This is a genomic window from Streptomyces sp. ISL-36 (assembly GCF_018614205.1).
Classification (GTDB): domain Bacteria; phylum Actinomycetota; class Actinomycetes; order Streptomycetales; family Streptomycetaceae; genus Streptomyces.
In genome coordinates this window covers 1-26,122 of record NZ_JAGGOS010000064.1, presented here as the reverse complement: position 1 = coordinate 26,122, position 26,122 = coordinate 1, and the positions used below count along the sequence as shown (strand labels likewise).

The following is a 26,122-nucleotide window of genomic DNA, read 5'->3' as shown; positions in this document are numbered from 1 at the left end:
CCATCAAAGTCACCGGTATTGCTCTTAAAGTGCCTCCGGCTCGAACCTGGCGGATCAGGGCCGGTAGCGGTGCGTATGCAGGTCATCCTTTCGGGTGGTCTGACAACTCCTGGGTCGGTCTACGAAAGCTGGCCCGGAGGCCACGAGGAAAGCCTGCGGCGTACTCGTGGCGATGCCGCAGGGACACAGCCGGGCTCCTCCTTCATCGAGCGAACCACAGTGAACACGGGAACCGTCCCGAACCTCGCCCTGCCACCTGCCTCCAGCAGGCTGCCGGGGCTGAGCGCATCGACCGCTGATCGGTCCGGGACGGGGCGGAGCCGCCGTAGTACTCCGAGGCCGGGAGAGCCGGCCACATGGGAAAGGGCGGCAGCGGTATCGAGAAGGGAAGGACGCTGCAATGCCGGAAGACGCCCCGCCGAATGACGGAGCTCCGGGCCCTCGGGCCCGGGTACTGGAGATGCAGACCAAGCTTCACCGTTGGACGATGGCCGGTCCCGGCCGCCGGTTCGATGACCTGTTCAACCTCGTGCACGACCCGGCGACGCTGTTGGTGGCGTTCGACCGGGTCGCGGGCAACCAGGGAGCCCGGACTCCCGGCGTCGACGGCCTGACCGCCGTAGACGTCGAGGAATCGATCGGTGTTCCCGGGTTCCTGAATGACATGCGGGACGCCCTCAAGGATGGCTCGTTCCGCCCTCTGCCGGTGCGGGAACGCAGTATCCCCAAGCCGGGAGGCTCGGGGAAGGTTTGCAAGCTCGGGATCCCGACGATCGCGGACCGGGTCGTTCAGGCGGCGCTGAAGCTGGTGCTGGAACCGATCTTCGAGGCCGACTTCAAGCCGGTTTCCTACGGTTCATGCGCGGTTGGGCCAACTACTTCAAGCACGCAGTCGCCAAGCATGTCTTCGACAGGCTCGACGCCTTCGTGTGGTGGCGTCTTATCCGCATACTGCGGGAACGCCACCGATGGAGTTGGGGCGACGTCCGCCGCCGGTTCACCACCCCCACCGGGCGGTGGAGACCCATCGCGGCAGACGGGATCGAACTGTTCCGGATCGCATCGGTCACGGTCAGCCGCTACCGATACCGGGCCAGCACAATCCCCAACCCATGGCAGCCTGCGAACCCCGTCTGACGGCAGAAACCGTGGAGAGCCCGTTGCGTTGAGAGACGCACGGCGGGTTCGGCGAGAGGTCCGGAGAAACGGACCGGGAGCAATCCCGGCACCGCGCTCCGGGCCTACTCAGCGGACCGGTAACGCTGCGTGTTGTCGCTAGCCCACTGCGCGAGCGCGTGCGGCGGCCTCGTCCGGGGGTGCTTCCGGGACGAGAACATGCAGGCAACGGCGGTGTTGGGCGACGGTTCGCTCAGCGGATTCGCTGAGGTTGTGCCACAGGTGCCACCGGTCGGCGACCTGGACGGCTTGGGGTGCTCCGGCGGTGGCGCCCTCGGCGAAGAACGGGGTCCGGTCCCGGCACGCGACCTCGATTCCGGGCCGCTGGGCCAGCCATGCGGCCAGGCTTGATGACTCCCGGTCAGGCAGCAGGTCGACTGGGCGACGGGTCTCGACGTCCACGAGGACGGTGCCGTAGTGACGGCCCTTGCGGGTGGCGTACTCGTCGACCCCGACTACCCGCGGCGCCGGTAGTTCCGGCTCGGGCAACGCGTCAACCATCCGCAGGACCGTGCTGCGGCTGACCGGCGTCCCAAGGACACTGATCAGGCGGGCGCCGGCCCGGCCCGCGAGCGTGAGACCGACCTCAGCCAACGGGGCGGGTCGGGTGGTGTGTCCCGAGTGCGGGACGCCCTGGGTGGCTGGCGTGGATCGGCGTTCGGACGCCGTTGTCCCGTCTCATTTGATCTTGCCTATTACCGAGGCTGTGACGTGGGCTGATGCATGAACGTGTGAGACGGAGCCCGTCGGAATCTCAGATGGTGTTGTCCCTCAGCGGCACTTCTCCGAGGTCATCTCACTTGACGTTGCCGGTCAGTGGCTCTGCCCGTCGGAAGCGGCTGCACTTGGCGATCAATGCGCCAGCGCATCCGTGCCTTGCGGGCTCGGTCGATAGATAGGCTCCCGGCATGGACGTCCGTGTAGAGATCATCCGGGAAGCCAGTGAGGAACTCGTCGAGGCCTTCGGTCGGCTTTTGCCGCAGCTGTCTTCGACGGCCAAACCCCTCGATTTCGAGGCGATCGACCGGATGGTGTCGTGTGATGCCAACACTGTGCTTGTCGCCCGGACGTCCGAGGCGATCGTCGGTACTCTGACTTTGCTGCTGTTGCCCCTGCCGTCCGGGCTGAGGGGGCGCGTCGAAGACGTGGTTGTCGACACTGCGGCGAGAGGCCAGGGACTCGCAGCACTCCTCACTCAGGAGGCCTTGCGGATCGCTCGGGAAGCGGGCGCCCGGACGGTGGATCCCACTTCTCGGCCGGATCGTGCCGCAGCGAACCGGCTTTATGAGCGTCTTGGCTTCCAAGCTAGTGAGTCGATGATCTATCGCTTCCCGATCGGCTAGTTGGATGGTTCTGCGGTCGCCGCCGCAGGATCGTTTCCAGGATGTCAGTCGAAGTCGAGCGTGTCCGGGTGGGGTCGGAGTCGACGGACGCGGGGGTATGCCGCCCTCCTGCTGCGCGGCCTGCCGGCGCCCGGTCAGCTGGCGGCCTCGATGGTGGCTTCGCGTGAAGGAGCGGCTGTATGGTGACGGTTGCTGTCAGTCGTATGCCGATTCCGGTCAGTTGAGTACCGAAGGGCTGGGACACCCGGGATCAGGGCGGCAGCCCGTGCTGTCCGGTACTCGGCGGAGAGGGGCCGCACATGCCGGGAAGCCGTGGCGAGGATCCCGCGGGCGGTCCGGCGGCAGTGTTCCCGCCCCAGTCGGGGCGGGCGGCAGCGATGCCCCGGCTGCTGGATCTCGATGGGCGCGGTGAGCTGACAGACGCTCACCTATGTCTGGCCGCCCAGGCGTTGGGGAAGTCGGAGCGGACCGTGTGGCGGTGGCCGGCCGCAGCACGCGCGGATCACCGTCTCACCAGGGTGGAGTCATCGCACTTCACGGTCACGACAGAAATCCAGAGGCTGCTGGCGCTGTGGGGCGGTAACGCCTCCCGAGTTCACCCGAGCTGATGCAGCGGGCGGCCGAGAATCCGGACGCGCCTGTAGTGCCATCGCTCTCCACGCTGCACCGGGCAATCCGCGGGGCGGTTCAGACCGGGCCGTTCTCAACTGCGGAAACATGGGTGCCAGCATGTATGGACGGCCCGGGGGCAATCGCCAAGAATTCCTGTTGATCACCGTTGCGATGGCGGTCAGCAACGGTGAGGAAGCCAGCGAACGAGGGGGGGAGGGGGTTGCAGTGTCGTTGTTCTGGCGGATCTTCGTGATGAACGCCTCCCTCCTGGTTCTGGCTACTCTTCTCCTGCTCAGTCCATGGGTCACAGTCTCCTCTCCCGTCCGCTTTAAAGAAGCCATCGTCGTGATCGCCGGCGTCCTGGCGATGCTCGTGGCCAATGCACTGCTCTTCTGGTACGCGCTGAACCCGATCAAGCGTCTGTCGCGGGCGATGGTGAAGGCGGATCTGCTGACGCCGGGCGTACGGGCCGAGGCGGTCGGCCCGGCTGAAATGGCCGGGCTGGTGCACACGTTCAACGCGATGCTCGACCGGCTGGAGAGCGAACGAGCCACCAGCAGTGCCCGCGTGGCCGCAGCGCAGGAGGCCGAGCGGAGGCATCTCGCACGGGAACTCCACGATGAGGTCGGCCAAGCTCTCACCGCCGTCCTGCTCCAGTTGAAGTGGCTGGCAGACCGAGCCCCGGCAGAGCTACGCGACGACCTTCGGTCCGCACAGGAGACGACCAGGGAGAGTCTGGACGAGCTTCGGCGTATCGCTCGCCGACTGCGCCCCGGGGTGCTCGAGGACCTCGGGCTGACCAGCGCTCTTCGGGCCTTGGCGGCGGATTTCACTACCACCGGAATCAGAGTCGGCCACCGCAATGAGCCGGTGCTTCCGGCCCTGACACAGGAGGTCGAACTGGCGATCTACCGGGTGGCACAGGAGGCCCTGACCAATGCGGCGCGCCACTCGGGTGCCGACCGCGTCGACGTGGAGCTGCGGCACGGAACCTTGGGAGGCGTGGAGTTGGTGATCAGTGACAACGGGCGCGGTTGCCACGGTGCCCCAGAGGGATCCGGTATCCACGGTATGCGTGAACGTGCTCTCCTGATCGGGGCACAGTTCACCCTTCAGACCAACGCCGAGGGCGGCACATCCGTGCGCTTGAGGGTACCCGTAAGGGCGGAGGCGGAGCAGTGACCGACAGGCCCAGAAGGATTCTGCTCGCCGACGATCACGCTCTGGTGCGTCGTGGCGTTCGGATGATCCTCGACTCCGAGCCCGATCTGCACGTCGTGGCAGAGGTCGGTGACGGTGCGGAGGCCGTCGCCATCGCCCAGAAGGTCCCCGTCGACCTGGCGGTTCTCGACATCGCCATGCCGCAGATGACAGGGCTGCAGGCCGCGCGTGAGCTTTCGAGGACCCGGCCGGACCTGCGCATCCTGATCCTGACCATGTACGACAACGACCAGTACTTCTTCGAGGCTCTGCGGGTTGGAGCCTGTGGCTACGTGCTGAAGTCCGTCGCGGACCGGGACCTGGTGGAAGCGTGCCGCGCGGCGATGCGCGACGAGCCGTTCCTCTATCCCGGCGTCGAGAGCACGCTGATCCGCCAGTACCTCGACCGCGCGGAAGAAGGCCGGGCTCTCCCGGAGCGGGCGATCACTGACCGTGAGGAGGAGATCCTCAAGCTCGTCGCCGAAGGCCACAGTTCGAAGGAGATCGGCGACATGCTGGTCATCAGCGCCAAGACGGTCGAGCGCCATCGGGCCAACCTCCTGCAGAAGCTCGGCTTGCGCGACCGCGTTGCGCTCACGCGCTACGCCATCAGGACCGGCCTGATCGAACCATAGATTCGGCGCCCCGCAACAACCTCATCCCGCCGCTGCCGCGAAGGGGCGATTCGTCATGCCCGAGGACTGGTCAGCAACCGATGACGGACCCCATGAGCCGCCCAGGCCCTCACGGACTGGGCTTTGGGGCAGAGCCCTCCGGCTCTGTCCCGCAGTCACCACCACACCTATAGGGAGCAATGTGAGAATCCCTGAACCGGAATCCACATCAGGATTCCGCGAACGGCCCAGATTCGACCAGGGGCCAGGCATACGCGCGGCCGCAGCAGGAATCGCACTGCTGATGTCGGTCTCGACGGTCTACGGCGCGGAAGCAGCCGTCGCCGCGCCCGCCGAGCGGCCCTCCACACAGCCGCAGAAGCAGTCCGCCGCGACGACGGCCGCCGACATCCCGTCGGCGCGTGTCACGGCACGGCTGTCCGGGCGCCGGGTCGAGGCTCTGTCGGAGCGCACCGAGACCTCGACGGCCTGGGTCAACCCGAACGGCTCGCTCACCACCGAGCTGGCGGCCGGCCCGATCCGGTTCCGTGACACCGCCACCGGCCAGTGGCGCGACGTCGACGTCACACTCGGCACGTCGCCGGACGGGTCGGTCGTCTCCAAGGCGCACCCGACCGGACTGAAGCTGGCAGGGAAGACCGGCGCCAAGGCCACCTCGCTCAAGGCCGCTCAGTCCGCCCCCGCAGCCGATCTGGTGACACTCGGTGAAGGCGACAACGCGATCACCCTGCAGTGGAGGGGCGGCCTTCCGGCCCCGAAGCTGGACGGCACCAGCGCCACCTACGAGAACGCGGTGCCGGGTGCTGACGTGGTAGTCGAGGCCACGCGTACTGGCTTCGAGCAGTTCGTCCTGGTCAAGGAGAAGCCCGCCAACGGCTTCTCCTACACCCTGCCGCTGAGGACGAAGGGCCTGAAGGCCGAGCAGCAGGCCGACGGCAGCGTGCTGTTCACCGACAAGAAGTCGAAGAAGACCGCCGTCATGCCCGCCCCTGTGATGTGGGACGCCACCGTCGACCCCGTCTCCGGCAAGCACACGCGCCAGGTCAATGTCGGCATGAAGTCGTCAAGACCAAGGGCGGCGTCGACCTTGTCATCACCCCGGACGCCGGCTTCCTCGCCGATCCAGCGACGAAGTACCCGGTCACGGTCGACCCGTCCACCTCGGCGCTGTCGAACGTCTTCGACACCTACGTACAGCAGGGCACGACGGTCGACTGGTCCACGGACGTCGAGCTGGACCTGGGCAACCCGGGCACGAAGAACGCCGACGGAACGTACCGGACCGCGCGTTCATTCGTCTCGTGGAACACCGCGCCGATCGCCGACGCGCTGGTCATGGACGCCAAGCTGTCGCTGTGGAACTTCCACTCCGGCAACTACACCGGCTCGTCGTGCCCCAACCAGCCGTGGGAGGTGTGGTCCACCGGCGCGGCGACGACCTCGTCGCGGTGGACGGCCCAGCCGTCGTGGATCGCCGAGAAGGCCACGTCCTCGGAGACGAGGGGCAACGCTTCCTGCAGCACGCAGCCGGACGGTTGGATCAACGCCAACGTCACGACGATGGTGCAGGAGTGGGCCTCGGCCAAGGCCGCTAAGTCCCACATGGGCCTGCGCGCCTCCGACGAGACCATCACGGGACAGTGGAAGCGGGTCAACTCCGCCAACGCCGCCTCCAACCCGCCCAAGCTGGTCGTGACCTACAACTACCGGCCGCGTACGGGGACGAAGCAGGAGGCGGGCCCGCCGTACTTCTCCTACGGCGGCGCCTACGTGGTCAACACCGTCACACCGACGCTGCGTGACACCTTTGTCGACCCCAACGGTGACAAGATCCAGGGCGCCTACCAGATCTTCGACAGTGTCACCAACACCCAGGTCGGTGCCGTACTACGGTCGGCGTTCGTGCCCTCGGGACAGCCCGCTCCGGTCGTCGTGCCGGCCGGCGTGCTGACGAGCGGCAAGACGTACAAGTTCCGAAGCAGCCCGTACGACGGCACCCACTACAACCTCGGCTGGTCGGAGTGGAAGACCTTCACGGTCGACACCACCTCGCCCTCCGCCCCCACCGGCATCACGTCGACGGACTACCCGTCCACCGCCTGGGTCAAGGGCGCAGGCCAGGCCGGTACCTTCACCGTCACCCCGAACGGCACCGATCACAACTGGCTCGAGTGGTCCCTTGACGGCCTGACCTGGACCAAGGTCACCACCGGCGGCACCACCGCTGCCAAGGCCATCAGCATCACCCCGCCCAAGGACGGCACCCACACCCTCCAGGTCCGGCAGGTCGACAAGGCGGACAACAAGTCCGAGGCCCTGGAGTACACCTTCCACGCCGGACCCGGCGGCTTCGTCCAGCCCAGCGAGGGCGAGAGCACCGCGCGCCGTCTGCCGCTCGTCGCCGAGGCCGATGCCGGGAAGTACGACTCCGTCTCGTTCTCCTGGCGCCGCTCCGACGCCGACCCGTGGACTCAGATCCCCGCCGCTGATGTCCTCAAGGACGGTCAGCCGCTCGCCGCGTGGCCCGTGCCGCTGACGAACGGCAAGAATGCCGCCCTGACCTGGAACGCCACCACCACCGTCGACCCCGACGGAAGCGTCCAGATCAAGGCCGACTTCACTGGGCCGAACGCGGCCGCGGGCAGCACGCAGCCGCTGCCCGTCGTCGTCGACCGCAACGCCGATGGTGCCGCCGGTTCTCAGGTGGGTCCCGGCTCGGTGAACCTGCTGAACGGCGACTACTTGCTCGGCGCGTCCGACGCCGAGGTGCTGGGCCTCTCGGTGACCCGTACGGCCTCCTCACGCGTGCCGGACAAGGGCGCCAAGCAGACGGGCCAGGCTCCGATCTTCGGCAAGGAGTGGGTATCCGGCACCGTCGCTCCTGAGGTGGACTCGGGGTACTCGCACATCGAGAAGACCTCCAACACCTCCCTCAACCTCGTCTCTGCCGACGGCTCGTCCGTTTACTTCACGGCCAACCAGGCCCAGAACGGCTGGATCCCGGAGACCGGCTTCGAGGAACTCGCGCTGACCGGTGGCTTCTCGTCCTCCTTCGTCCTGAAGGAAGATGACGGCTCCGTCACCACGTTCAAGAAGGCCGCTGCGGACGCCCCGACCTGGCAGGTCTCCAGCTCTGTCCAGTCCGGCATCGACGGCGGCGAGAGCCTGATCGTCTCCGAGGCCGTCACCATCGACGGCAAGAGGGTCAGCCGCCCCAAGCGCATCATCGGCGCCACGAGCGCGGCCACGGCCACGACCTGCGAGGCCGCCCCGGCCACGCGTGGCTGCAAGGTGCTCGACTTCGTCTACGCGACCACGACCACCGCCACCACCAGTGCTTTCGGTGACATTGCAGGACAGGTCTCCGAACTCAAGGTGTGGGCCACCGATCCGGGCGCCGCGAACGCCACCGCCCGCTCGGTCGCGCGCTACGCCTACGACGAGCAGGGCCGCCTGCGGCAGGCGTGGGATCCGCGGATCAGCCCCGCGCTGAAGACCGCGTACGCCTACGACTCCGCCGGCCGCGTGACGTCGCTTACGCCTCCGGGTCAGCTGCCGTGGACGTTCAACTACGGCAAGGTCGCCTCGGTGACCGGCGCCTCGGACGGCATGCTGCTGTCTGTGCAGCGATCCACGCTCGTCGCCGGCACCAAGGACCAGGTCTCCGGTACGGCGACCTCCACGGTCGTCTACAACGTTCCGCTCACCGGCACGACGGCCCCGGCCGCGATGGGGCCCGCGGATGTAGCCAAGTGGGGGCAGAACGACGCTCCCTCGGACGCGGCCGCGGTCTTCCCCGCCGACAAGGTGCCTTCGTCCTCCGACGGAGCGCAGCTGACCAGGGCCGACTACGCCAGGGCGATAGTGGTCTACTTGAACGCCTCCGGGCGTCAGGTGAACCAGCGCAACCCCGGTGACCACATCACCACCACCCAGTACGACCGGTTTGGCAACACGGTGATGGAGCTCTCGGCCGCGAACCGGGCGCTTGCTCTCGGTCTGACCGCCAAGGACCGGACCGGGTTCGCCGAGCTCGGCCTGGGGACGGACGCGGCCGGATCTGCCCAGCGGGCACGACTGCTGGCCAGCGAGACGACCTTCGCCGCCGACGGATCCCGCTCGACCGACTCGCGCGGTCCGCTGCGCATGCTCACCCTGGAGAAGGACCTCAAGGCCGGCGACGGCACCGTCCTCCTCGCGGCGGGCACCGCGGCTCCCGGCCGCACCTGGACGACCACCGCGTACGACGCCGGCCGTCCCACCGACGGCTCGGCCACCGTGGTCAACCAGCCCACCAAGGAGACCGTCGGAGCCGAGCTGCTGACCTACCCGGGTCAGATGGCCGACGCCCGCGTCACCACCACCGAGTACGACTGGGTCAAGGGCCTCGCGACGAAGAACGTGCAGGACCCTGGCGGCCTGGCGATCACCCGTATCACCGAGTTCGACGACAAGGGCCGTGCGGTCAAGTCCCTCATGCCCAAGTCGAACGGCACAGACCCCGGAACCCAGCTGACGACCTACTGGTCGGCGACGGGCACCGGAGCATGCCAGGGCCGCCCCGAGTGGGCCGACCAGGCATGTGAGGTCCGCTACGCCGGCGCCGCCGCCGGCACCAACGGCGCACTGCCGGTGATCTACAACGAGTACAACGCCTACGGGCAGCCCGCGAAGGTCGTGGAAACCGCCAACGGTGCCACCCGCACTCTGGTCACCACCTACGACGCGGCAGGCCGCCAGTCGACGGTCACCACCAGCGGCACGGCCGGCACGGCCATCCCGGACCAGACGTTCACCTACGACGCGGAGGCCGGTCACCTCACCAAGACCACCTCGACAACCGCCGGCAGCATCACCCGTACCTTCGACGTGCTCGGGCGTCAGATGAGCTACGCCGACGCCGACGGCAACACCACGTCCGTGCAGTACGACCAGCTCAACCGGCCGGTCAAGAGCACCGACGGCGCGCCCTCCACGGTCACGTACACCTACGACACCGCGGCCGAGCCGCGCGGACTGCTCGTCTCGCTCACCGACTCCGTCGCGGGCACCTTCCGTACCTCGTACGACGCGGACGGCAACGTGGCCACCGAGCAACTGCCCGGCGGCTACACGATGACCCAGTCCACCGACCCGGCCGGCAAGCCGACGGAGCGCGCCTACACCCGCGACTCCGACGGAGCCCTGCTGCTCAGCGACGCCGCGACGGTCACGACCCACGACCAGTGGGCCACCCGTGCCGGCGGTGCCGGCCAGAACACGAACCGCGCCTACCGCTATGACGCGGCAGGCCGGCTGACGACGGTGGAAGACACCGCCGACAGCGTCTGCACCCGCCGCTCGTACGCCTGGGACAAGCACTCCAACCGCACCTCCCTCACGACGGCCGCCGGCGCTCCTGGCCTCGACTGCCCGACCACGGGCGGTACGACCGTCACGAGCACGTACGACACCGCGGACCGCCGCACCGATAGCGGCTATGCCTACGACGCGTTCGGCCGGGCCACCACGGTGCCCAGTGAGGGCACGCTCGGCTACTACCTCAACGACCTGGTGAGGCAGCAGCAGCTGGGCAGCCAGCGCCAGACCTGGGCGCTCGACGCCACCCGCCGGATCCGCTCGTGGACCGTCGAGTCGAACGCCACGGGCAGCTGGGTGACGACCGCCACCAAGGTCAACCACTACAGCAGCGACAGCGACAAGCCGACCTGGATCGTCGAGGACACCGCCACGGGTGCCATCACCCGCAACGTGGAGTCCGCCGGACGCAGCCTCGGCGCCACCACAAGCAAGACCGGTGACGTCGTCCTGCAGTTCGTCGACCTGCACAGCGACGTCGCGCTCGCACTGCCGCTCGACACCTCGGAGGCCGCAACGGCCCTGACCACGGACGAGTTCGGCAAGCGCACCGGCACCGACGAAGCCCGCTACAGCTGGTTCGGAGGCGAGCAGCGGTCCTCCGACACCCTCGGCAACCTCGTCCTCATGGGCGTGCGTCTGTACGACCCGGCCTCCGGCCGGTTCCTGCAGACCGACCCGGTCGCCGGCGGCAGCTGCAGCAACTACGACTACGTCTGCGCCGACCCGGTCAACGCCGAGGACATCTCCGGATGCCTGCCCTGTAAGATCCCGTGGTACGCGTGGACCGGCTGGCGAAGCGACATCAAGATCACCTGGTCCGGCAAGTGGTCCTACACCAGCTGGCGCACCAAGAAGTACTCCTGGATGTGGGACGCGCTCGCAGACTGGACGCCCCTGGCGATCGTGGGCTGGAAGGAGCGCTGGCGCTGGCGCACCCAGCGCGGTGTCCGCTGCACCCTCCTCTCGTGGAGCCGCGAGAAGGTGCTCGCCGAATGGGTCTCCGTCTACACGACGCAGTACCAGGACCGGATCACCTACCGGAAGACATACACCAACTTCCGGTTCTCCGAGACGTCGTCCTGGTGGACCACCTATCGACGGGTGTACGTCTACTCGTCGAAGATCTACTGGGGATACTGATCGCCAGCCGGGCACGCATGATGCGTGAACACCGGCACCAGAGGTGATCAGCCCCGCCCCGACCAGGCTGCCCGGGCCGCCTTCTGGCGGCCCGGGCAGCCGCCCCTGATTTCCCGAAGCGTTTCCAGCAAAGTCATCGAGCAATAAGGAGCCAGCGTGTCTCAGTCTCGCTTCGGCATCGTGGTGATGTCGATAGGTGCCGTGCTCACCGTGGCCGGAGCGGCCATGTATGTTCTTCCCGGGCCCGGCCTGCCCGTCCTCATCCTGGGACTGGCCGCGACCGCGGCAGGAGCAACGGTGTGGTTCACCGGCCGCAGGTCCACAAGTTGAACCTCGAGGAACTGTGCTCGGTCACCCCACCCGGACTGAGCCGCGCCCGTACGGCTCGTGGGGGCAGGGTGCTGTCCGAGGTCGGCATGTGGGCGTAGCCGCACGGACGAGCAGCGGGGCCGGGCAGGGTGTTCCTGTCCGGCCCCGCTGCTGCTGTCAGTCGTCCTCGACGACCTTGCGCTGGCGGAAGGCCGCTTCTCGGCATCTGTGTGAGCAGTAGCGGGCATCGCTACGTCGGTCACTTCCAGCCATCCAAGTGGTGCCGCAGACCGGGCACTCCGCCTGTTTCGTGCTGGAGGATGCATCGGGGAGTGCGCGTTGCCGTTGTTGGCGCCTCCAGTTGCGTGATCTGCATACGGTTGAGCAGAACCGCATCCTCGGGTTGGCGTCCTTCAACCGGGTGCCGCAGCTAGCGCACTGGCGCTGGTCGTCGGATTCGGGAGCGAGTATGGCGTTGAGTCTGCGGGTGAGATCTTCCAGCGTGTCCGGGTTGTGCGTCCGGGTTTCGTTGGGCATCGGGAACGGATGATTGGGGAGGGTGCGGTAGTAGCGCTCTTCCTCGATCCAGCGGACGAGCGGATCGGCGACGCCGGCGCCTTCGTATCGGTAGCCGGGGGCCGCTCGTGCGCGGACTTCGCTGATGAACACGCGGAAGTCCCGGTCGTGGCCGGTGAAGGGCAGGTTCCGGAGCTTGGGCGAGGCCAGGAGGCCGGTGAGGGCGATGATGTCGGGGTAGCTGCTGGCGATGAGTCGGGGATCCTCCGGGAGGAATGAGGAGTTTCAGTCTGCGGTCGCGCTGCTGGTGGAACCTGCGGCTGTCCCACCATCGCCAGAACCATCCGGTGGCCTGACGCATGGCGACCACGACGGTCTGCCAGCCGTGTTCCCGGACGAGGTGGTGATGGTCGCGCTGTGCCTGGGTGATCTCGGGCAGCAGGTGGACATCGAACTGCGCGTGATAGGTGTCTGTCCAGCGGCCGTGACGGAGACAGAGTCGGGTGCTTTTGGGGACCCAGTGGCGGGCCTGAGTGAAGACGCCTTTGGCGGCCAGGCAGAGCGTGCAGACGGCTTGGACGTGCCAGCCGTCATCGAGTAACTGGCAGGCGGTGGGAAGCCCTCGGACGAGATCGGAAGTCCGCAGGTCGGGCAGTGCCTTGAGGAGCCGGTCGCGGGGGTGGCCGGACAGGTGGCTGATGGCGTCGAGCAACGGCAGCGGAGCGGGGTGTATGCGGTGCCGGTCGTTGATGTGTTCGTGGAGTACGAGGTGGGAGCTCCGGTTCGCCGTCGCGAGCCGGCTGACGTAGGAGTCCCACGTTTCACGGTGGAGCGGGGTGAGCGTGTGCGGGAGCCTCCGCAGCCGTGGCGGCGGCAGGTGGCGGATCACGCCGCGTCCCCGACCTCGCCGTCCTCGGCATCGGCCGTGCCGGAGCTGGCGGACTGGGTGTTGTGATCGACCGGGATGGACTTGAGCAGTGGGCGGGTGACGCGTTCGCTGCCGTCGGCGATGGCGCTGATTGCGGCCGCACGGACGAGGTGGGACAGGCTGCTGATGCTGCCGTCGGTGCGGGTGTGGAGATACTTCGCCAGCCGGACCAGCGTGCCGGGCTCATGGTGGTGGAGCCGTAGTGAGTCCTCCATCAGCGCGACCATCGAGCGCCATTCGGCCTGGCAAGGGAAGTTCCCGGTGTATTTCATCACGCAGCGGGCGGCGATCTGCTTGCCGCGGACCCCGGTGAACAGGCCCTCGCGCTGGACGTTGATGCCGGCGTATGAACGTGGCGGGGATGTGCTCTGCGAAGTACTTCAGATGGTCGGACAGGTCCTTGCCAGTGGACGTGGCCATGTTGATGTTGTGGATCTCGTCGACCAGGAACAGGTCGCAGCGGGCGTCGGTGAGGATTTCGCAGACCGCGTCGGCGATGTCCATCTCGTTGTGCCGGGCCTTCATGGGCAGGCCCAGGAAGTGCGCGAAGCGGGTGGCGAGCTTGCGAGGGGAGCCGTTGGGCGGGGCGGAGACGTAGACGACCGGGATGCGGTCGTGGTCGGGGAAGCGCTGGCGTACTCGCAGTTCGTGGGCCCGGCCGAGCTGCTTGAGGGCGGTGGACTTGCCGGTTGCCCAGGGCCCGGAGACGATCAGACCGCGCCGAGCGCTGATCTCCCGCCGGTTGACCAAAGTCAGCAGCCGGCCCTGGTGGAGGACATCGCGAACGGTCGGAGTCTCCACGATGATCAGCTCGGAGTGGTAGTTGACCCGGCCCTCGTCGTACTCGTCCCTGGCTCTGGGGTCGAGGGCTTTCCAGTCGTCCTCGGGCAGAAGGTCGAAGGCGATCGGGTCTTCGTCGACGAACCGGCGCCAGCCCTCCAGCGTGGTCGTGGGCATCCGCCGGTCCTCGGGCAGCCCGAACTCGTGCGCGTTCAGCACCATTTCCGTGCCTCCTTGCGTGCGTCGAACACTTTCAGCGGGACGACCTCGGCGACCGTGTCGTCCTCCTCGTCGTCCTCGACCGGAGACGACGGCTCGACCGGCGGAGGCGGCGGGGGTTCGGGCCGTGGCCAGGCGGGATTGCTGGTGGCCTGGGTGCGGGCGGCGACCTTCGGGCCGCGACGCCGACTGCGGCGGCCTCGGGCCGGTTTGGCCGGGGCCGCCTCTTCCGCCGGGCCACTGGCGGCCCGGTCGAGCAGGTCGCCGACCGCCTCAGCGATGGCGTCCTCGGTGACCGGCTCGCCCTGTTCACGCAGGTCCCGGGCGGTGTGACCCCAGGCCAGCTCACCGAAGGGGGTGGCAGTGGAGGACAGCAGCCGCCAGGGGATGGTGATCCAATGTCCGGTGCGGTGGTTGCGGAGCCAGACGAGCCGTATGTCGTAGGGGTCGTGGCGGACCTCCCAGCGGTTCTTCCGCTCAGCGATCCCGGACTTCTCCCGCCGCAGGTCATCGAGTTCATCGCAGTTGTAGATCCGGTGATTGATCTTGATGCCGTAGGAGTTGATGGCCTGCCAGCGGGCCGGCAGCAGTTCCAGGTAGTCCTGCGCGGTCAGCGCGAGCGGCAGGAATCCGGCCGTCTCCACCAAGGTGGCGTACTTCTCGTTCGGGGAGAACGTCCGCCCCGGGGCGAGCGGGTCACGTAGGGAGTCGTGGGGCCTGTTCTGCCACTTGGCGCTGATCCATTGCTCCAGCAGTTCCTGGAGCTGGTGCAGCGAGAACAGCGGCTCGTCCTCGACCTTGCGGCCGCGGTATTCCGTCGACCGTCCGGTGTAGCCGGAGAGGAACTGAGCGAACAGTGAGGCTGCCGAGCCCAGTTTTCTTTCGATATGGGGCTTGTGGGTTAGGGTGCGGGGTGGAGCGTGGATCACGTCGGTGCCGAACGCGTTGCAGGCGGCATGGAAGTTCTGCGACAAGAAGGCTTTGCCGCCGTCGACCACGACCGTTTCCGGGATGATCAACGGGACCGCGGCAGCGTGCTGCAGCCTCTCGTCCACTGACAGCAGGCGTTCGTAGGGCAGCACCGAGTGCTCCATCCGCAGAGCCTCCGGCCAGCCCGGCCGCATCGGGGCCGGGGTCACCGACCGGGCCAGCAGCAAAGCGGCGTCCACCGACTTCTTGGTCGGCCGCAGCACCGCGGCCGTGATGGACCGCGTTGCGCCGTCGACCATGCCGGCGAGTTCGGCGCGGTCCACGACGCCGTTCCCCAGCCTCACCAGCACGTCGAACGGGGGGGAGTCGATCTCCATCAGCTCGCCCGGCCGGCAGACGGTGATCTGGTCGAAGACACCGTCGGGCTGGTTGGCCTGTGAGCGGCGGGTGCGGGCCGAACCGGTCGTGTGACGCCCGGCCTCCAGCCGGTTGAACAGGCGGTAAAAGGTCGCCCGTGAGGGCATCTCGACCGGCGGCCCCTCCAGCTTCTTCACCGCATAGCCGACGCGTTCGAAGTAGTAGCTGACGGTGCGGGTGGAGCCGTCGGTGGCCTGGTCCATGAGCCGTCGCAGGACTTCCACGACCTGCGGGTCGACCTGGCCCAGGACCGGGCGGCGCGGGGCCTGACGGCCGTCGACCATTCCCATCACCCCGCGTTTTTGGTAGCGGCGCCGGCGCCAGCGGATGGTGTGCGGGCTGACGAACCTGCCGGTCTGAGCTGAGTTCGGCGGCCTTGGCCGCCTCGCGTTCGGCCAGGTTTCGGGTCGCCGGGGCGTACTCGGGCCGCGGCATCGCCCCCGCCGCAGCGTCCGGCGGCAGGCCGTTGAGGACTTCGCTCATGTGCCGGTGCCACCACAGAGCCCGTTCTGCTTCGCCGGGCGGCAGCCCGTCCAGGAGGCCCGGAGCAAGCCGGCGGGCCCCGCCTGAGCCGATCACCTCGAAGCCCGGGGAGGTCATCAGCGTCGGCAGATGCATCGCGCCCGGCCGCCGCCACTGGCTCCGCTTCACCGCCCGATGGCCCTGGACCGACATCATCACCGACGCGATCGGCAGGCTCCGCAGCCTCCCGAACCCCGGCTGACCAGCCACTTCGATCGTTCCGACAACCCGCAGCACCCAACCGGCGAAGTGGAACCCGGCGCCCACCCGACGCGAAAGCCGGGCCCTCAACCTGCCCCAGCCCGAAACGACCCCACCACACAGACACAGAGTCGCCGTCAGCAAGCTGACGGCGACTCATGAACGATCGAGGCTAGGCGACCCGGTCAATCAGTACGACCTCGATGGCCGAATCTGCTGGCTCCTGCGGCTTCAAGAAAGCCAAGCGTTGGGCGTGGAAGAATAAGTGGCCATAGCTTCCACGGCACTCATGTTTGTGCCGGGTGCCCAGCCTCTGATGGCAGCTCGCCTTGCTTACACCGCATGGCGCGCCTACCGGCTCGCGAAGAGCGCCCGCTTTGCAAGCAGGGCTCTCCAGTCAGGCCGCTGGGGCGGACACAGCTATCGGTACGGCAACATGAGCGTTGCGAACTACGGTCGCGCGAAAGCAGGCCAACGGATCCACGGTCAGGCTTCCGGACGGTGGAACCACCAAGGTCGCCGCATCAAGTTCGGCTGGAACTTCAACGTGTTTGCCAAGAGGCCGACATTCCGGATCGGCTGGAAGTGGCGGGGCAGGCCGCGCCACTTCACTCTGTTCTGAGAGGCGGCGAGACCATGACTTATCTCCACACGTATGATCGACTGAACACCAGGACGCGGCCAACGGCCAGCGAGCGGGAACTAATCGACGCCGTCGATTCCATTCTTACCCGTTCTGATCCGCCCGGGATAATCCAGGATGAGGCCTTCTGGTACCTGGGAACTGCCCTGAGAGGCGACAGTAATCTGGAAATTGCTCTGCCTCTCTCCTGGGATCGCAGCTTCCCTCTGCGCCTGATCCTTACCGAACAGGAGGGCTTCTCAATCGGCTGGGGGGGTGAACTCAACGACCCGCTGGTTTTTCAAACCTCGAGCGACCAGGCGGTACGCCTCGAAGGGGTGGCGGCGGCACTTGAGGTTGAGCTCTCGCGTGAGATCCGCCTCTCGCGGCGAAGAGTCCTCTTCGGTGGTCCGCAGGAGTTTCACATTCACCTGCGGGGCCAATGGGTGGATCTCTCGCGCGGCGGAGTTCCGTCCACGGACGACCACCTTCGGAGGGCAAGCCGTACAGTGACACTGCTTAGCTTATTCGGGCATGTTCCTGGGCGAGATACTGCTCGCCCAGGAACACCCGACTCTCGGTCCGGCTCCATCACCGTGCTCGATGATCTTCTTCCGGGCGGCAACGCCAACGCCTATGCCCTTCCCGGCGACCCCGTCAACCAGTACGACCTCGACGGCAGGATCGGCTGGGGCACGGCGGGATGGACCGGTGTCGTTGTCCATTCATGATCGGCGCATGACCTCTTCCCTCAGCCGCCGCCGTTTGCTCGGACACGCCGTGGCTGCCGCCGGCATGGGGGCGCTGCTCGCACCAGGTATCGCCACCGGGACCGCAGCTGCCCTCTTAAGTTGACTCACTCGAACGGATGAAGATCACCGATGTCGGTGATCGCGAACGCACGCGCATATGCAAAAAAATGATCTTGGGGATCCGTGCAATCGTGAACATGGCCGAACTTCGGACTGTCGGGCGAATCGAGGGAGGCCGGAATGCCGCGACTCCATGCCCGCGCCCGTTTCTGTGTGCAGGTTCGAACCAGGCGCACGCTGCAGGCCGGCCCCGCGCCTCCCGTGCGACATGGTCAGCTCCCGCTCTCGCAGTTGCGCGGAAGGCAGCACCGTCCAACGGCCCTCAAGAGCGCCTGTCACTGTGGCAGCCTTGAGCTATCTCGAGCCACGATTCGATGGGATCGCCATAGCGGACCCTCGTCGGGCGTAGAGCCGCCAGGATGCGCCGCCTTCAGCGTGGTCTGACCGAGGGCGGGGCGTCGTGACGTGCCGTGGGGCGCTCAGTACCATGCACCGGGGTTGGGTGCCGTGAGGCGAGGCGTGGCTCCAGGGGTCGAATCAGCGGTCGACGGCGGGGATGTGGTGGCTGACGTAGGAGCCGTCGCGGTTGGTGCAGCGCCAGGGAGTACGCAGAGCGTGCCAGCCGCGTTCCGCAGGCAGCTTCAATCAGGAACCCTCCGGGCCTACTCCGTTGCTCCGGCGGCCCGGCCTCGTGCATACTCCGCTGGTTCCCCATGCATGGCTCCTCCCCGACGCCCGGACCCGGTGGAACGCGCTGCTCGATGATCCATTCCACTGAACAGGACCAGGCGTGACTTCCGCCGACATATGTACAGCCGTCCTCATCGCAGGCACTGTTCTCTTCCTCGGAATGTTCCCTCTGCGCCCGCAGAGCAGGTTGCTCCCCGGGCCCGATCCGGCTCTGTGGCGAGCGATCGTGCTGGCGGGCGTCGGCATCTGGCGGCCCGCCGCGCGGCTGCTGGCGCAGACCGGGCAGGACTGGGATCGCCGGGCCTTCTATGTCGAGAAGCTGGCGTGCGCTGGGGGCTGGCTGTGGCCGCTGTGGGTACGGGCGTGGGAGCGGGCGCGTCCGGGTGACCCGGACGCGGCGCTGGTCCGGGCCCGGGCACAGGTGAGCCTCGCATGGCGGCTTCGTGGCGGCGGCTACGCGAATCAGACCGCGTCGTGGCGGTTCCGTCTGTTCCACCGTGCCTTGTTCAAGGCGCGCCAGAACCTCTTTGACGCAGCTCTGCTCAACCCGGACGACCCGTGCCCGTACTCCGCGGAGATCTGGCCGGCGCTCGGGCTCGGTTACAACGAGGACATGATGCGCGAGCTCTGGGAGGAGATCGTCAAGCGCGCACCGCACCACTTCGAGGCTCACTACAACGCGCTGCAGTACTGGAGCGGCAAGTGGCGGGGCTCGCACGAGAAGGCGCGGGTGTTCGCGGAGCAGGCCGCCGACGGAGCCCCCGCGGGCACGCTGATGGCCGCGCTGCCCTTGTTCGCCTGGTACGAGACATATGAGGCCCGTGGCAGCAGGCGTGACTTCCGCTCACGGGAGGCTCGGTCCATGGTCGACGCCGCGCTGGCGGACATGGAGGCCGCCGCCGGGCACCCCGCTCTGCCCTACGTTCAGCACTTGGTCGCTTACTGCCTCACCAAGCAGGGGCGCCACCGCGAGGCACTGCGGCACTTCCGCGCGGTGGATGGCTGGGTCGGGTCAGTTCCCTGGCGCTACAGGGGCTGCCAGCGTCTCGCCTACCGCGGCGTCCGTACTGCTGCTGCCCGCGGCGCCGTCATCGAGGCCGTTCGGCGGTGGCTGCGGCGCGGCTGACACCGCCCCTCCTTGGCCAAGCAACTGGCGACACACTGAGGTCACGGCATCAGCAGTCGAGCGGAGAGGAAGAAGTGAACGGACAAGTGGTCCTGGTGCGGACGGGCCTCACCGCCGCGCGTGGCGGATCTTCAACCGTCCGAACCCCATGGTGCCGGAAATCCGGATCCTGGGCCCATCGGGGCGGGAGCGTCGCCGGGTCTTGTGCAGCGTGTCTTTCCACCCGGTGTGCAGATTCTCGATGTCGACGATCGCGTTGCGAGGCACCGTGATCTTTGCCCGGCCGGTGCCGAGTTGCAGCTCGATGTCGACGACAGGATGGTCGATGACCGCTCGGGACAGGTCCAGGTGCACCCTTCCGAATGCGGACTCGACCTTGAGGATCCTAGGTACCCGCCATGCGCCGCGCCGCCGGATCCGTCCGCCGGCGGCGGCAATCGTGGACGTGGTGCCGGCATTCTCCTCCGGAAGCGAGGCCAGAGCCGACACGATTTCGCTGCCCGTCTTGGCGGTGAGCACCTGGTCGAGGCGTTCCTCCAACTCCTCGTGCGCGAGGTGTCCTTCGGCGTACGCTTCCTGCAGGCGCTGCACGGCCGTGTCGCGGTCGTCTTCGCTGATCAGCGAAGACGGATCTTCGGGCAGATAGGTCACCGTCTCACTCTAGTGTCGTGCCGGGCGATGCGGACACGCCAACGTCCGTAGCAGGATGGGTAATTGACGGGGAAGCCGATCGCCCGTCTTTACGGCCTTTATCGCCCAACCTGGCGAACCCGGCTACGGCCACTGACACGTCAGGGACCGACATAGACCTCGCAGGCGATGCCATCCCCATCCCGGTCAAGCCCATCCCTATACCCGGGCTCCCCGCGCAGCAGTGGCGCAGCCCCCGCTGCCCTTGCGGCATCGCAGTCTTCGTAATAGGCCATCTCGTCCGTCGTCTCTTCAGGCTCGGGCTCCGGCGGCGTACTTGTCGTCTGAGGCGGTGGGGGTGGGGGCGGCGCCACTGGCTCTGACTCCACTGGGGCAGGAACGGTCTCTGTCACCGTGGGTGACGCAGTGGGATCCTCCGTAACCGTCTCCGTCACGGTAGGCGTCGGCATTGGAGTCGGTCCCTCCTCGGACTCGCCGGCTTCTTCGATCCCGACCACGACCAGCAGCGCGACCAGGAGCGCCCCCGCGATGATGCCGCCCTTTGCCCAGGCCCCGCGGCGCGCCACCACCGCCTGATCCCCCGAGACTTCCTCAGCCACAATGGACCATTGCTCTTGGCCACAGGACACCGCCACCTCGGCTCACTCTCCATCCAGTGGAACACCAGGGGGGCGTATGCCGCACCATGAAGCCACGGAGAAGGCGACCGCATCCGCCGCCTGGCGCCTATGGCGCCGAGATTTCCGCGTTGCAACGGCTGCAGCGAAAGTGGGCCTGCGGCCGCCGTGAGCCCACCGGTGCGTCCTGCGGGTGGGCGGGCGGCTGGCCCCAGTGTGAGGGCGGAGCAGCAGCCGGGAGGGGGACAAGGCGACTAACGTGCCCTGCCCTGCTGACCCGCCCCCACTATCACTCACTGTGTTTACCGTGCGCTATATCGGAAACGCTGAGTAGTTGCAAGGTGTAGGGGGCAAGGCGAAAGGCGGGACTCATGTCTGTGAGTATCGGAATCATCCTCGTCGTGGTGATGGCGGTCATCGCCGCGGTCGCGCTGGCTCCGGCCGTGGAACCCACGGAAATTGACCAGACTGCAGCCCGGTCCTGTGAAGAGGGTGCACGCAGGACCGGGCCGAGCGGGCACCCTGTCCGTCGGCTGCGCAGCGTCCCCCCGCAGTCGACCGAGGACCGCAGGCGAAGCTTCGGCTGACCGGTGGCCGTCGCCCATGCCGTTCCCCTTGCTGGTTGCTGGTTGCTGGTTGCTGGTTGCTGGTTGCTGGTTCGCTAGGGCGGTCAGGGTCGGCAAGGCCAGCGTTCCGGAGTTCGAGGGCGAGGCGAAACGAGGGTGGGCCTGCGGCCGCCGCGGGCCCACCCTCCCTGCCCGGGACATGCCATCGCGTCAAGGAGCGGGAGCGCCAAGGGGCAGTGGATCGGGTTCCTGCGGGGTGTGCGCCGAGGCGGCCGGCTGGACCGCCGGTGCCGCGGCTCACGGGTTCCCAGTTCAGAGGAGGGCGCGGGACCGGTTCACAGGTGTGTGGGCATGGCTCAGGCCGTGACAGGCGTACGGGACAGGGCGGTGCGCAGCGCGAAGAAGCCGAGCAATCCGCCTGCCGTAAGCCGCTGAGCGGACATCACGCGGGGCCGGACGGCCAAAAACCCCGACACCCGTGCTGCGCTCAGCATGATGAGAGCGTTCACGGAGATCCCCACGATGATCTGCACACCACCGAGCTGGAGCAGTTGCGCCCAGTCCGGGCCCGCCTGCGGATCCATGAACTGGGGCAGGAGAGCGGCGTACATGAGAGCGATCTTGGGGTTGAGCAGGTTGGTCAGGAGCCCCGTCGAGAACAGACGGGCGCCGGAGACCGGAGGCAGGTCCTGGGCCGGGGCGAAGGGCGAGCGGCCACCGGGCTTGAGCATGTCCCAGGCCAGGTAGGCCAGGTAGGCGGCCCCGGCGAGCTTGACCAGCGTGAACGCCAGTGGCACGGCGGCGAACAATGCGGACAGGCCCGCGGCCGCGGCCAGCAGGTAGCACAGGAATCCCACGGCGGTCCCGCTCAGGCTGACCAGGCCCGCCCTGCGGCCCTGGGTGATCGCGCGAGAGGCGAGGTGGATCATGTTCGGTCCCGGCGTCAGGGCCATGCCCAGCTCGACCAGGGCCACTCCTCCTACTGCGGCCAGACTGATCACCGGTCAACTCCTGGTCGTATGCCGGGTATCTGATACCCGGCAAATGGGCGGCGCCCGGCTGCGACGGGCGGCTGCGACGCATCGGCAGTACCTGCATCGTCTGCCTCAGGATACGGCCCTGCCGTTGAGTGTCTTCGTGCACCCTGACTGCAGTCGGCCGACGACATCAACGACTGCTGGATCACCCGCGATCCGGTCGGCGATCTCCGCGTGATCGGCCGGACAGGCCTTCGTGGTGCTTCGCTACGTCGGGTGATTTTGCCTGGTGGCGGGCATCTTTCTGGCTCTGAGGTTGGGGGAGGTGGAACGGCTCCGGGGTGAGTTGGCGGAGTTCGGTGCCGACGTTTCCGGTCGATGCCCGGCGGGATCAGGCGCGGTGGGGCGGGTGTTGTCTGCGGGGTCTGATGCTGGATGGCCGTCGCACGTCGATCCAGCCGAGGGCCGAGCGGCTGCCGGGCGAACATGCAGGCGTTGCAGGAGTTCGTGGACCGGTCGCCGTGGGGTCTGCTGCCGGGTACGAAGGCGGATCGCCGGGCGGTTGTGTGAGGCGATACGACCTGAGGGGTGGGTCGTCGACGATGTGTCGTTCCCCAGTGCGGCACCGCTTCGGTGGGGGAGACGCGGCAGTACTGCGGCGCGTTGGGCAAGCGTGCGCACTGCCAGGACGCGGTCAGCGTGCAACGCGGCTACCGACACCGCGTCCTGCCCGCTGGGGACGTCGGCGCCTCCGCCGGGGCGCACTCGTGGAACTTTTGGCGACCTTGGGCTGCCCGGGTGATCTCCGGATCCGGGACTCACAGGCATAGGGGCAGCGTGGAGGAGAGAGGGCCGCGGCCCGAGGGGGCGGGGGATGCCGGCCAGTTCGTGGCGTTGCTGCGGCATTACGGATAGGGGCGGGTCTGAGTTTCCGTGAGCTGGAACGCCGGCCGAGGCTGCGGGAGATGTGTTTCCGCGTGCCACGCTGGCCGGTGTACTGAACTGGCCGGTGTACTGGACAGGAGTGATCTCCCCCGGGAAGAGCTGCTGGCGGCGTTTGTCCGGGCGTGTGGCGGGGACCGGTCCGAAGTCGATGCGTGGGTCGCTGTCCGTGAGCGTCTGGCGGTGGAGGCCGAGCGGCGCTCCGGTGCCGACGTGTCGGCCGGGCGTGCGGGAGCCGGACCTCTGACAGCCCCGCTTGCGTCGGACGGCGACGGCCCGCACAGTTCGACGCGGCCCGCTGCGCAGGACGACCTCTTGGGGGAGGCACGTGAGGCGGGTGGCTGCGACGCCGGCGTAGCGGCACCGCCGGACACAGCTCCTGGCGTACCGGGCGCATCCGACGTAGATCCGTCAGCGTCTGCGGCTGCGTCTGCGGCATGTGTCTGGGGTCGCGGGGGCGCAGCCGGTAGTGGCGTGGTCGCTGTGGATACGGCGGCATAGGAGGAACCGTCGACGGTTGGTCCGCAAGCGCGCACCTCTTCGGCAGGGTCGCAGAGTGCTGCGCCTGGTCGTTCCGGGTTTGCCGGTCTGCCGGGCAGGGCGCTCGTGGCAGGCGTCGTGTCCGCGCTGCTGTCGGCCGGTGTCACCGGGATCGTCCTTGCGCCCGACGGCCATCCCGGCGAGCCGCCTGCGCGCCGTCGGAGGCGCCCGCCTGATCACCCCGCTCCGCTCGCAGGGCGGCCATCGACGCTACTCCCGCTACCAGCTGCGTATCGCCGCCCTGCCCGCGAGCCCGTCGACCAGGGCACGCCCATCGAGGCCGCGTGCCGCATCGTCATCCTGGAAGACCAGCTCGAAGAGGCCCAGCGCATCAACGCCGAACACCGCCGCGCCGCCCAGTCAGCGAATCCAACGGCTGCGGCTTGACCTGGGGCGCGCCTTCCGTTCCTCGGCGGGCCTGCCGGCACCCGTCCAAGGCGCGACGTGTACTCGTTTCCTGTGGTGACAGCATGTGCGGGCGTGTACCGTCTGCGTCAGCTGTCGTGGTTCGGAAGTTCCCTTTGCCCACGCCTCGGCGTGGGCTTTTTGCTGTGCTGTGCCGCAGGAACCAGGGCGATCACCTCCGCCTTCCGCAGGGTGCGGGAGGCGTCCATCGACTGGAAGGCATGAGACATGGCTACGGGAACTGTGAAGTGGTTCAACGCGGAGAAGGGCTTCGGCTTCATCGCCCAGGACGGCGGCGGCCCGGACGTCTTCGCCCACTACTCCGCGATCAACTCCTCGGGCTTCCGCGAGCTCCAGGAAGGCCAGACCGTGACGTTCGACGTCACCCAGGGACAGAAGGGCCCGCAGGCCGAGAACATCAACCTGGCCTGACCCTTCCCGCCCCATTGGCAGCCGAGCCCTGCCCGGAGGCCCTGCTCCTTCCAGGTTCATTCCCAGGAGGAGCAGGGCCTCCGTGTTCTTTCTCCCCCGCTACGGGGCTGCCCGGACGGGACATACGCCAGCGACGCCGTTCCGTTCCCCGCGTTGAGCCCGTTGTCATTGCCGCCCCTTTCGCGGGCGCGCCCTGGGCAACGCCAAGCCGCGACAGGGTGCGCCTGTCTACCCGGTCGGCGACGTCGAACACGTCACCCCGCGGGTCCGCGCCGACGTCCGCGCCGCCAGCACCACGAGCCTGGAGCGGGACTGGCTGCCCTATGCCCCGACTCATCGACCGCGGCGCACTGCAAACTCGGTAGCCCAATGAAGACGGGCTCCGACCTCCCTGCGGAGATCGGAGCCCATCGACGTCTGTGCGGGAGGGAGGCCCGGGACTGCCGGACCCGGGGGCTCAACCACGGAGCCGCACCTGTCCTTGACCNNGGTCAAGGACAGGTGCGGCTCAGGTATGGCACCCCGCCGCCCCCAAGAGATCCACGCACAGGATGCCCTGGCTTCGTTAGAACTTCACGTGAACGAAGCCACCGGACGATCCGTCCGAAGTCCGGGCACTCGCCCAGGCCGCCCTCGATGCACCCGATGGCATGGGCGCTATCGCCTGGTACTGGACCGAGGTCCCGTTGCCCGCCACTGGTACCTGGAACGCGCCCCGACGGTGAGTGCTGCTCATGCTGAGGAGGTCCGCCTGCTGGACGGTCTCGCGCGTTGCCAGTGGCGGAGGAGATCCGACTGGCGACTCCGGGGGAGCTCTCGGCACGGCCCAGTACGCCCCGACCTCCACTGCGCGGGGCAGGGGCCACACCTTCTTCGACTTCGGCCTCAAGCAGGATCTCGCAACCCGCACCGAACTCCGGATCCCGGCGAACATTCGGCCCGAGGTCGGGGAACCAGGCCCGTGAGACGACCCGGGAATCGTCCTCGCCATCGGACTCCGGGGCATCGTCAAGGTCAACTTCCGGCTCGCCGACGACGGCACACCGCACTTCCTGGAAGCGAACTGCCTGCCGTCCCTGCTCCCGGGCGGCGAAAAATGCACCAGGCCGCAGCCCCCGCCGGCCTCCACCTCCACGACGGCGTCGTCGACGCCGTGAACACCAGCGCCCTCGGCCGCCTGTGAACCGCCATGCCCCGCTGTCCGTTCGGTTCCATCGGGTGACCGGGCGGGCAGCCCCGGCGCGCTTCCCCGACCTGCGGTGAAGCCGCCGCACACTATGCGGAGTCTGTTCGCAAATACGCAGAATGTTCTACTTCTGCGTGATTCGTCTCCGTGGGAGCGCCAACGTGACGACCCTCTACCGCAAGCACATCCTTCTCCCTGCTGCCGCTCTGACCGCCGCGTCCGTAGCGGCCTCACCGGCCGGGGCCGGCCGGGCCCTGGCCGATAGTG

Annotated in this window: 18 protein-coding genes and 3 pseudogenes; 13 read left to right on the top strand and 8 right to left on the bottom strand. The window is 67.9% G+C overall.

The window, feature by feature from the left end:
- Positions 1–858: 858 nt before the first annotated feature.
- Positions 859–1,137, top strand: a complete 279-nt coding sequence (locus J7E93_RS37170; RefSeq protein WP_251066680.1) for a group II intron maturase-specific domain-containing protein — start codon at positions 859–861, stop codon at positions 1,135–1,137.
- A gap of 138 nt (positions 1,138–1,275) precedes the next feature.
- Here the strand turns inward: J7E93_RS37170 and J7E93_RS17600 are convergent, their stop codons facing one another.
- Entirely contained in the window at positions 1,276–1,677 is a 402-nt protein-coding gene (locus tag J7E93_RS17600) for a transposase (RefSeq protein WP_251066679.1), read from the bottom strand.
- A gap of 407 nt (positions 1,678–2,084) precedes the next feature.
- Here J7E93_RS17600 and J7E93_RS17595 point away from each other — a divergent pair, with 407 nt between their 5' ends.
- The 5 genes and pseudogenes from J7E93_RS17595 (at position 2,085) to J7E93_RS17575 (ending at position 11,797) form a co-directional block, all read left to right on the top strand.
- Entirely contained in the window at positions 2,085–2,519 is a 435-nt protein-coding gene (locus tag J7E93_RS17595; RefSeq protein WP_215070473.1) for a GNAT family N-acetyltransferase, read from the top strand.
- A gap of 717 nt (positions 2,520–3,236) precedes the next feature.
- On the top strand, positions 3,237–4,313 hold the full coding sequence (locus J7E93_RS17590) for a HAMP domain-containing sensor histidine kinase (protein WP_308368697.1): 1,077 nt from the start codon (positions 3,237–3,239) through the stop codon (positions 4,311–4,313).
- Entirely contained in the window at positions 4,310–4,966 is a 657-nt protein-coding gene (locus tag J7E93_RS17585; protein WP_215070471.1) for a response regulator transcription factor, read from the top strand. Before J7E93_RS17590 ends, J7E93_RS17585 begins: the two co-directional genes overlap by 4 nt.
- A 283-nt stretch (positions 4,967–5,249) precedes the next feature.
- A pseudogene (locus tag J7E93_RS17580) lies at positions 5,250–11,467 on the top strand (RHS repeat-associated core domain-containing protein).
- Between the two features lie 156 nt (positions 11,468–11,623).
- Positions 11,624–11,797, top strand: a complete 174-nt coding sequence (locus tag J7E93_RS17575) for a hypothetical protein (protein ID WP_215070463.1) — start codon at positions 11,624–11,626, stop codon at positions 11,795–11,797.
- A 156-nt stretch (positions 11,798–11,953) separates the two neighbouring features.
- Here J7E93_RS17575 and J7E93_RS37165 read toward each other — a convergent pair whose 3' ends face one another.
- Positions 11,954–12,445 (bottom strand): hypothetical protein, encoded by a 492-nt coding sequence (locus J7E93_RS37165; protein WP_251066678.1) that lies wholly within the window; start codon positions 12,443–12,445, stop codon positions 11,954–11,956.
- 232 nt (positions 12,446–12,677) lie between these two features.
- On the opposite strand from J7E93_RS37165, the gene J7E93_RS37160 reads away from it, so the two are divergent.
- Positions 12,678–12,893 carry a hypothetical protein gene (locus tag J7E93_RS37160; RefSeq protein ID WP_251066677.1) on the top strand — a complete coding sequence of 72 codons (216 nt, stop codon included), beginning with the start codon at positions 12,678–12,680 and terminating at the stop codon, positions 12,891–12,893.
- A 284-nt stretch (positions 12,894–13,177) separates the two neighbouring features.
- On the opposite strand, the gene J7E93_RS38065 is transcribed toward J7E93_RS37160, so the two are convergent.
- Genes J7E93_RS38065 through J7E93_RS17560 form a run of 3 tightly spaced genes read right to left on the bottom strand, consistent with a single transcriptional unit; the run spans position 13,178 to position 15,850 of the window.
- On the bottom strand, positions 13,178–13,435 hold the full coding sequence (locus J7E93_RS38065; protein ID WP_308368696.1) for a hypothetical protein: 258 nt from the start codon (positions 13,433–13,435) through the stop codon (positions 13,178–13,180).
- Complete coding sequence (locus J7E93_RS17565; RefSeq protein ID WP_308368695.1) at positions 13,404–14,222, bottom strand: ATP-binding protein; 819 nt, start codon at positions 14,220–14,222, stop codon at positions 13,404–13,406. Before J7E93_RS17565 ends, J7E93_RS38065 begins: the two co-directional genes overlap by 32 nt.
- On the bottom strand, positions 14,213–15,850 hold the full coding sequence (locus J7E93_RS17560) for a Mu transposase C-terminal domain-containing protein (protein WP_215070460.1): 1,638 nt from the start codon (positions 15,848–15,850) through the stop codon (positions 14,213–14,215). The genes J7E93_RS17565 and J7E93_RS17560 overlap by 10 nt, the downstream gene beginning before the upstream one ends.
- A 704-nt stretch (positions 15,851–16,554) precedes the next feature.
- Here J7E93_RS17560 and J7E93_RS17555 point away from each other — a divergent pair.
- The 3 genes from J7E93_RS17555 (at position 16,555) to J7E93_RS17545 (ending at position 19,539) form a co-directional block, all read left to right on the top strand.
- The gene (locus tag J7E93_RS17555) at positions 16,555–16,911 is read left to right on the top strand and encodes a hypothetical protein (RefSeq protein ID WP_215070458.1); all 357 of its coding nucleotides are present in this window, start codon (positions 16,555–16,557) and stop codon (positions 16,909–16,911) included.
- A 14-nt stretch (positions 16,912–16,925) separates the two neighbouring features.
- The gene (locus tag J7E93_RS17550; protein ID WP_215070456.1) at positions 16,926–17,642 is read left to right on the top strand and encodes a hypothetical protein; all 717 of its coding nucleotides are present in this window, start codon (positions 16,926–16,928) and stop codon (positions 17,640–17,642) included.
- 931 nt (positions 17,643–18,573) lie between these two features.
- The gene (locus J7E93_RS17545; RefSeq protein ID WP_215070454.1) at positions 18,574–19,539 is read left to right on the top strand and encodes a hypothetical protein; all 966 of its coding nucleotides are present in this window, start codon (positions 18,574–18,576) and stop codon (positions 19,537–19,539) included.
- Positions 19,540–19,647: 108 nt separating this feature from the next.
- Here the strand turns inward: J7E93_RS17545 and J7E93_RS17540 are convergent, their stop codons facing one another.
- The 3 genes from J7E93_RS17540 to J7E93_RS17530 form a co-directional block, all read right to left on the bottom strand.
- Positions 19,648–20,190: a DUF1707 domain-containing protein gene (locus J7E93_RS17540; protein WP_215070452.1), complete on the bottom strand. Its 543-nt coding sequence runs from the start codon at positions 20,188–20,190 to the stop codon at positions 19,648–19,650.
- Positions 20,191–20,330: 140 nt separating this feature from the next.
- Positions 20,331–20,465 (bottom strand): excalibur calcium-binding domain-containing protein, encoded by a 135-nt coding sequence (locus J7E93_RS37155; RefSeq protein WP_251066682.1) that lies wholly within the window; start codon positions 20,463–20,465, stop codon positions 20,331–20,333.
- A 1,264-nt stretch (positions 20,466–21,729) separates the two neighbouring features.
- Positions 21,730–22,374 (bottom strand): LysE family translocator, encoded by a 645-nt coding sequence (locus J7E93_RS17530; protein WP_215070445.1) that lies wholly within the window; start codon positions 22,372–22,374, stop codon positions 21,730–21,732.
- A gap of 286 nt (positions 22,375–22,660) precedes the next feature.
- On the opposite strand from J7E93_RS17530, the pseudogene J7E93_RS17525 reads away from it, so the two are divergent.
- The 3 genes and pseudogenes from J7E93_RS17525 to J7E93_RS17515 all read left to right on the top strand — a co-directional run.
- Positions 22,661–23,086, top strand: a pseudogene (locus tag J7E93_RS17525) (transposase); the annotation flags it as partial.
- Between the two features lie 894 nt (positions 23,087–23,980).
- Positions 23,981–24,219, top strand: a pseudogene (locus J7E93_RS17520) (MerR family transcriptional regulator); the annotation flags it as partial.
- Between the two features lie 246 nt (positions 24,220–24,465).
- Positions 24,466–24,669, top strand: coding sequence for a cold-shock protein (locus tag J7E93_RS17515; protein ID WP_030325187.1), 204 nt, complete (start codon positions 24,466–24,468; stop codon positions 24,667–24,669).
- Positions 24,670–26,122: the final 1,453 nt, after the last annotated feature.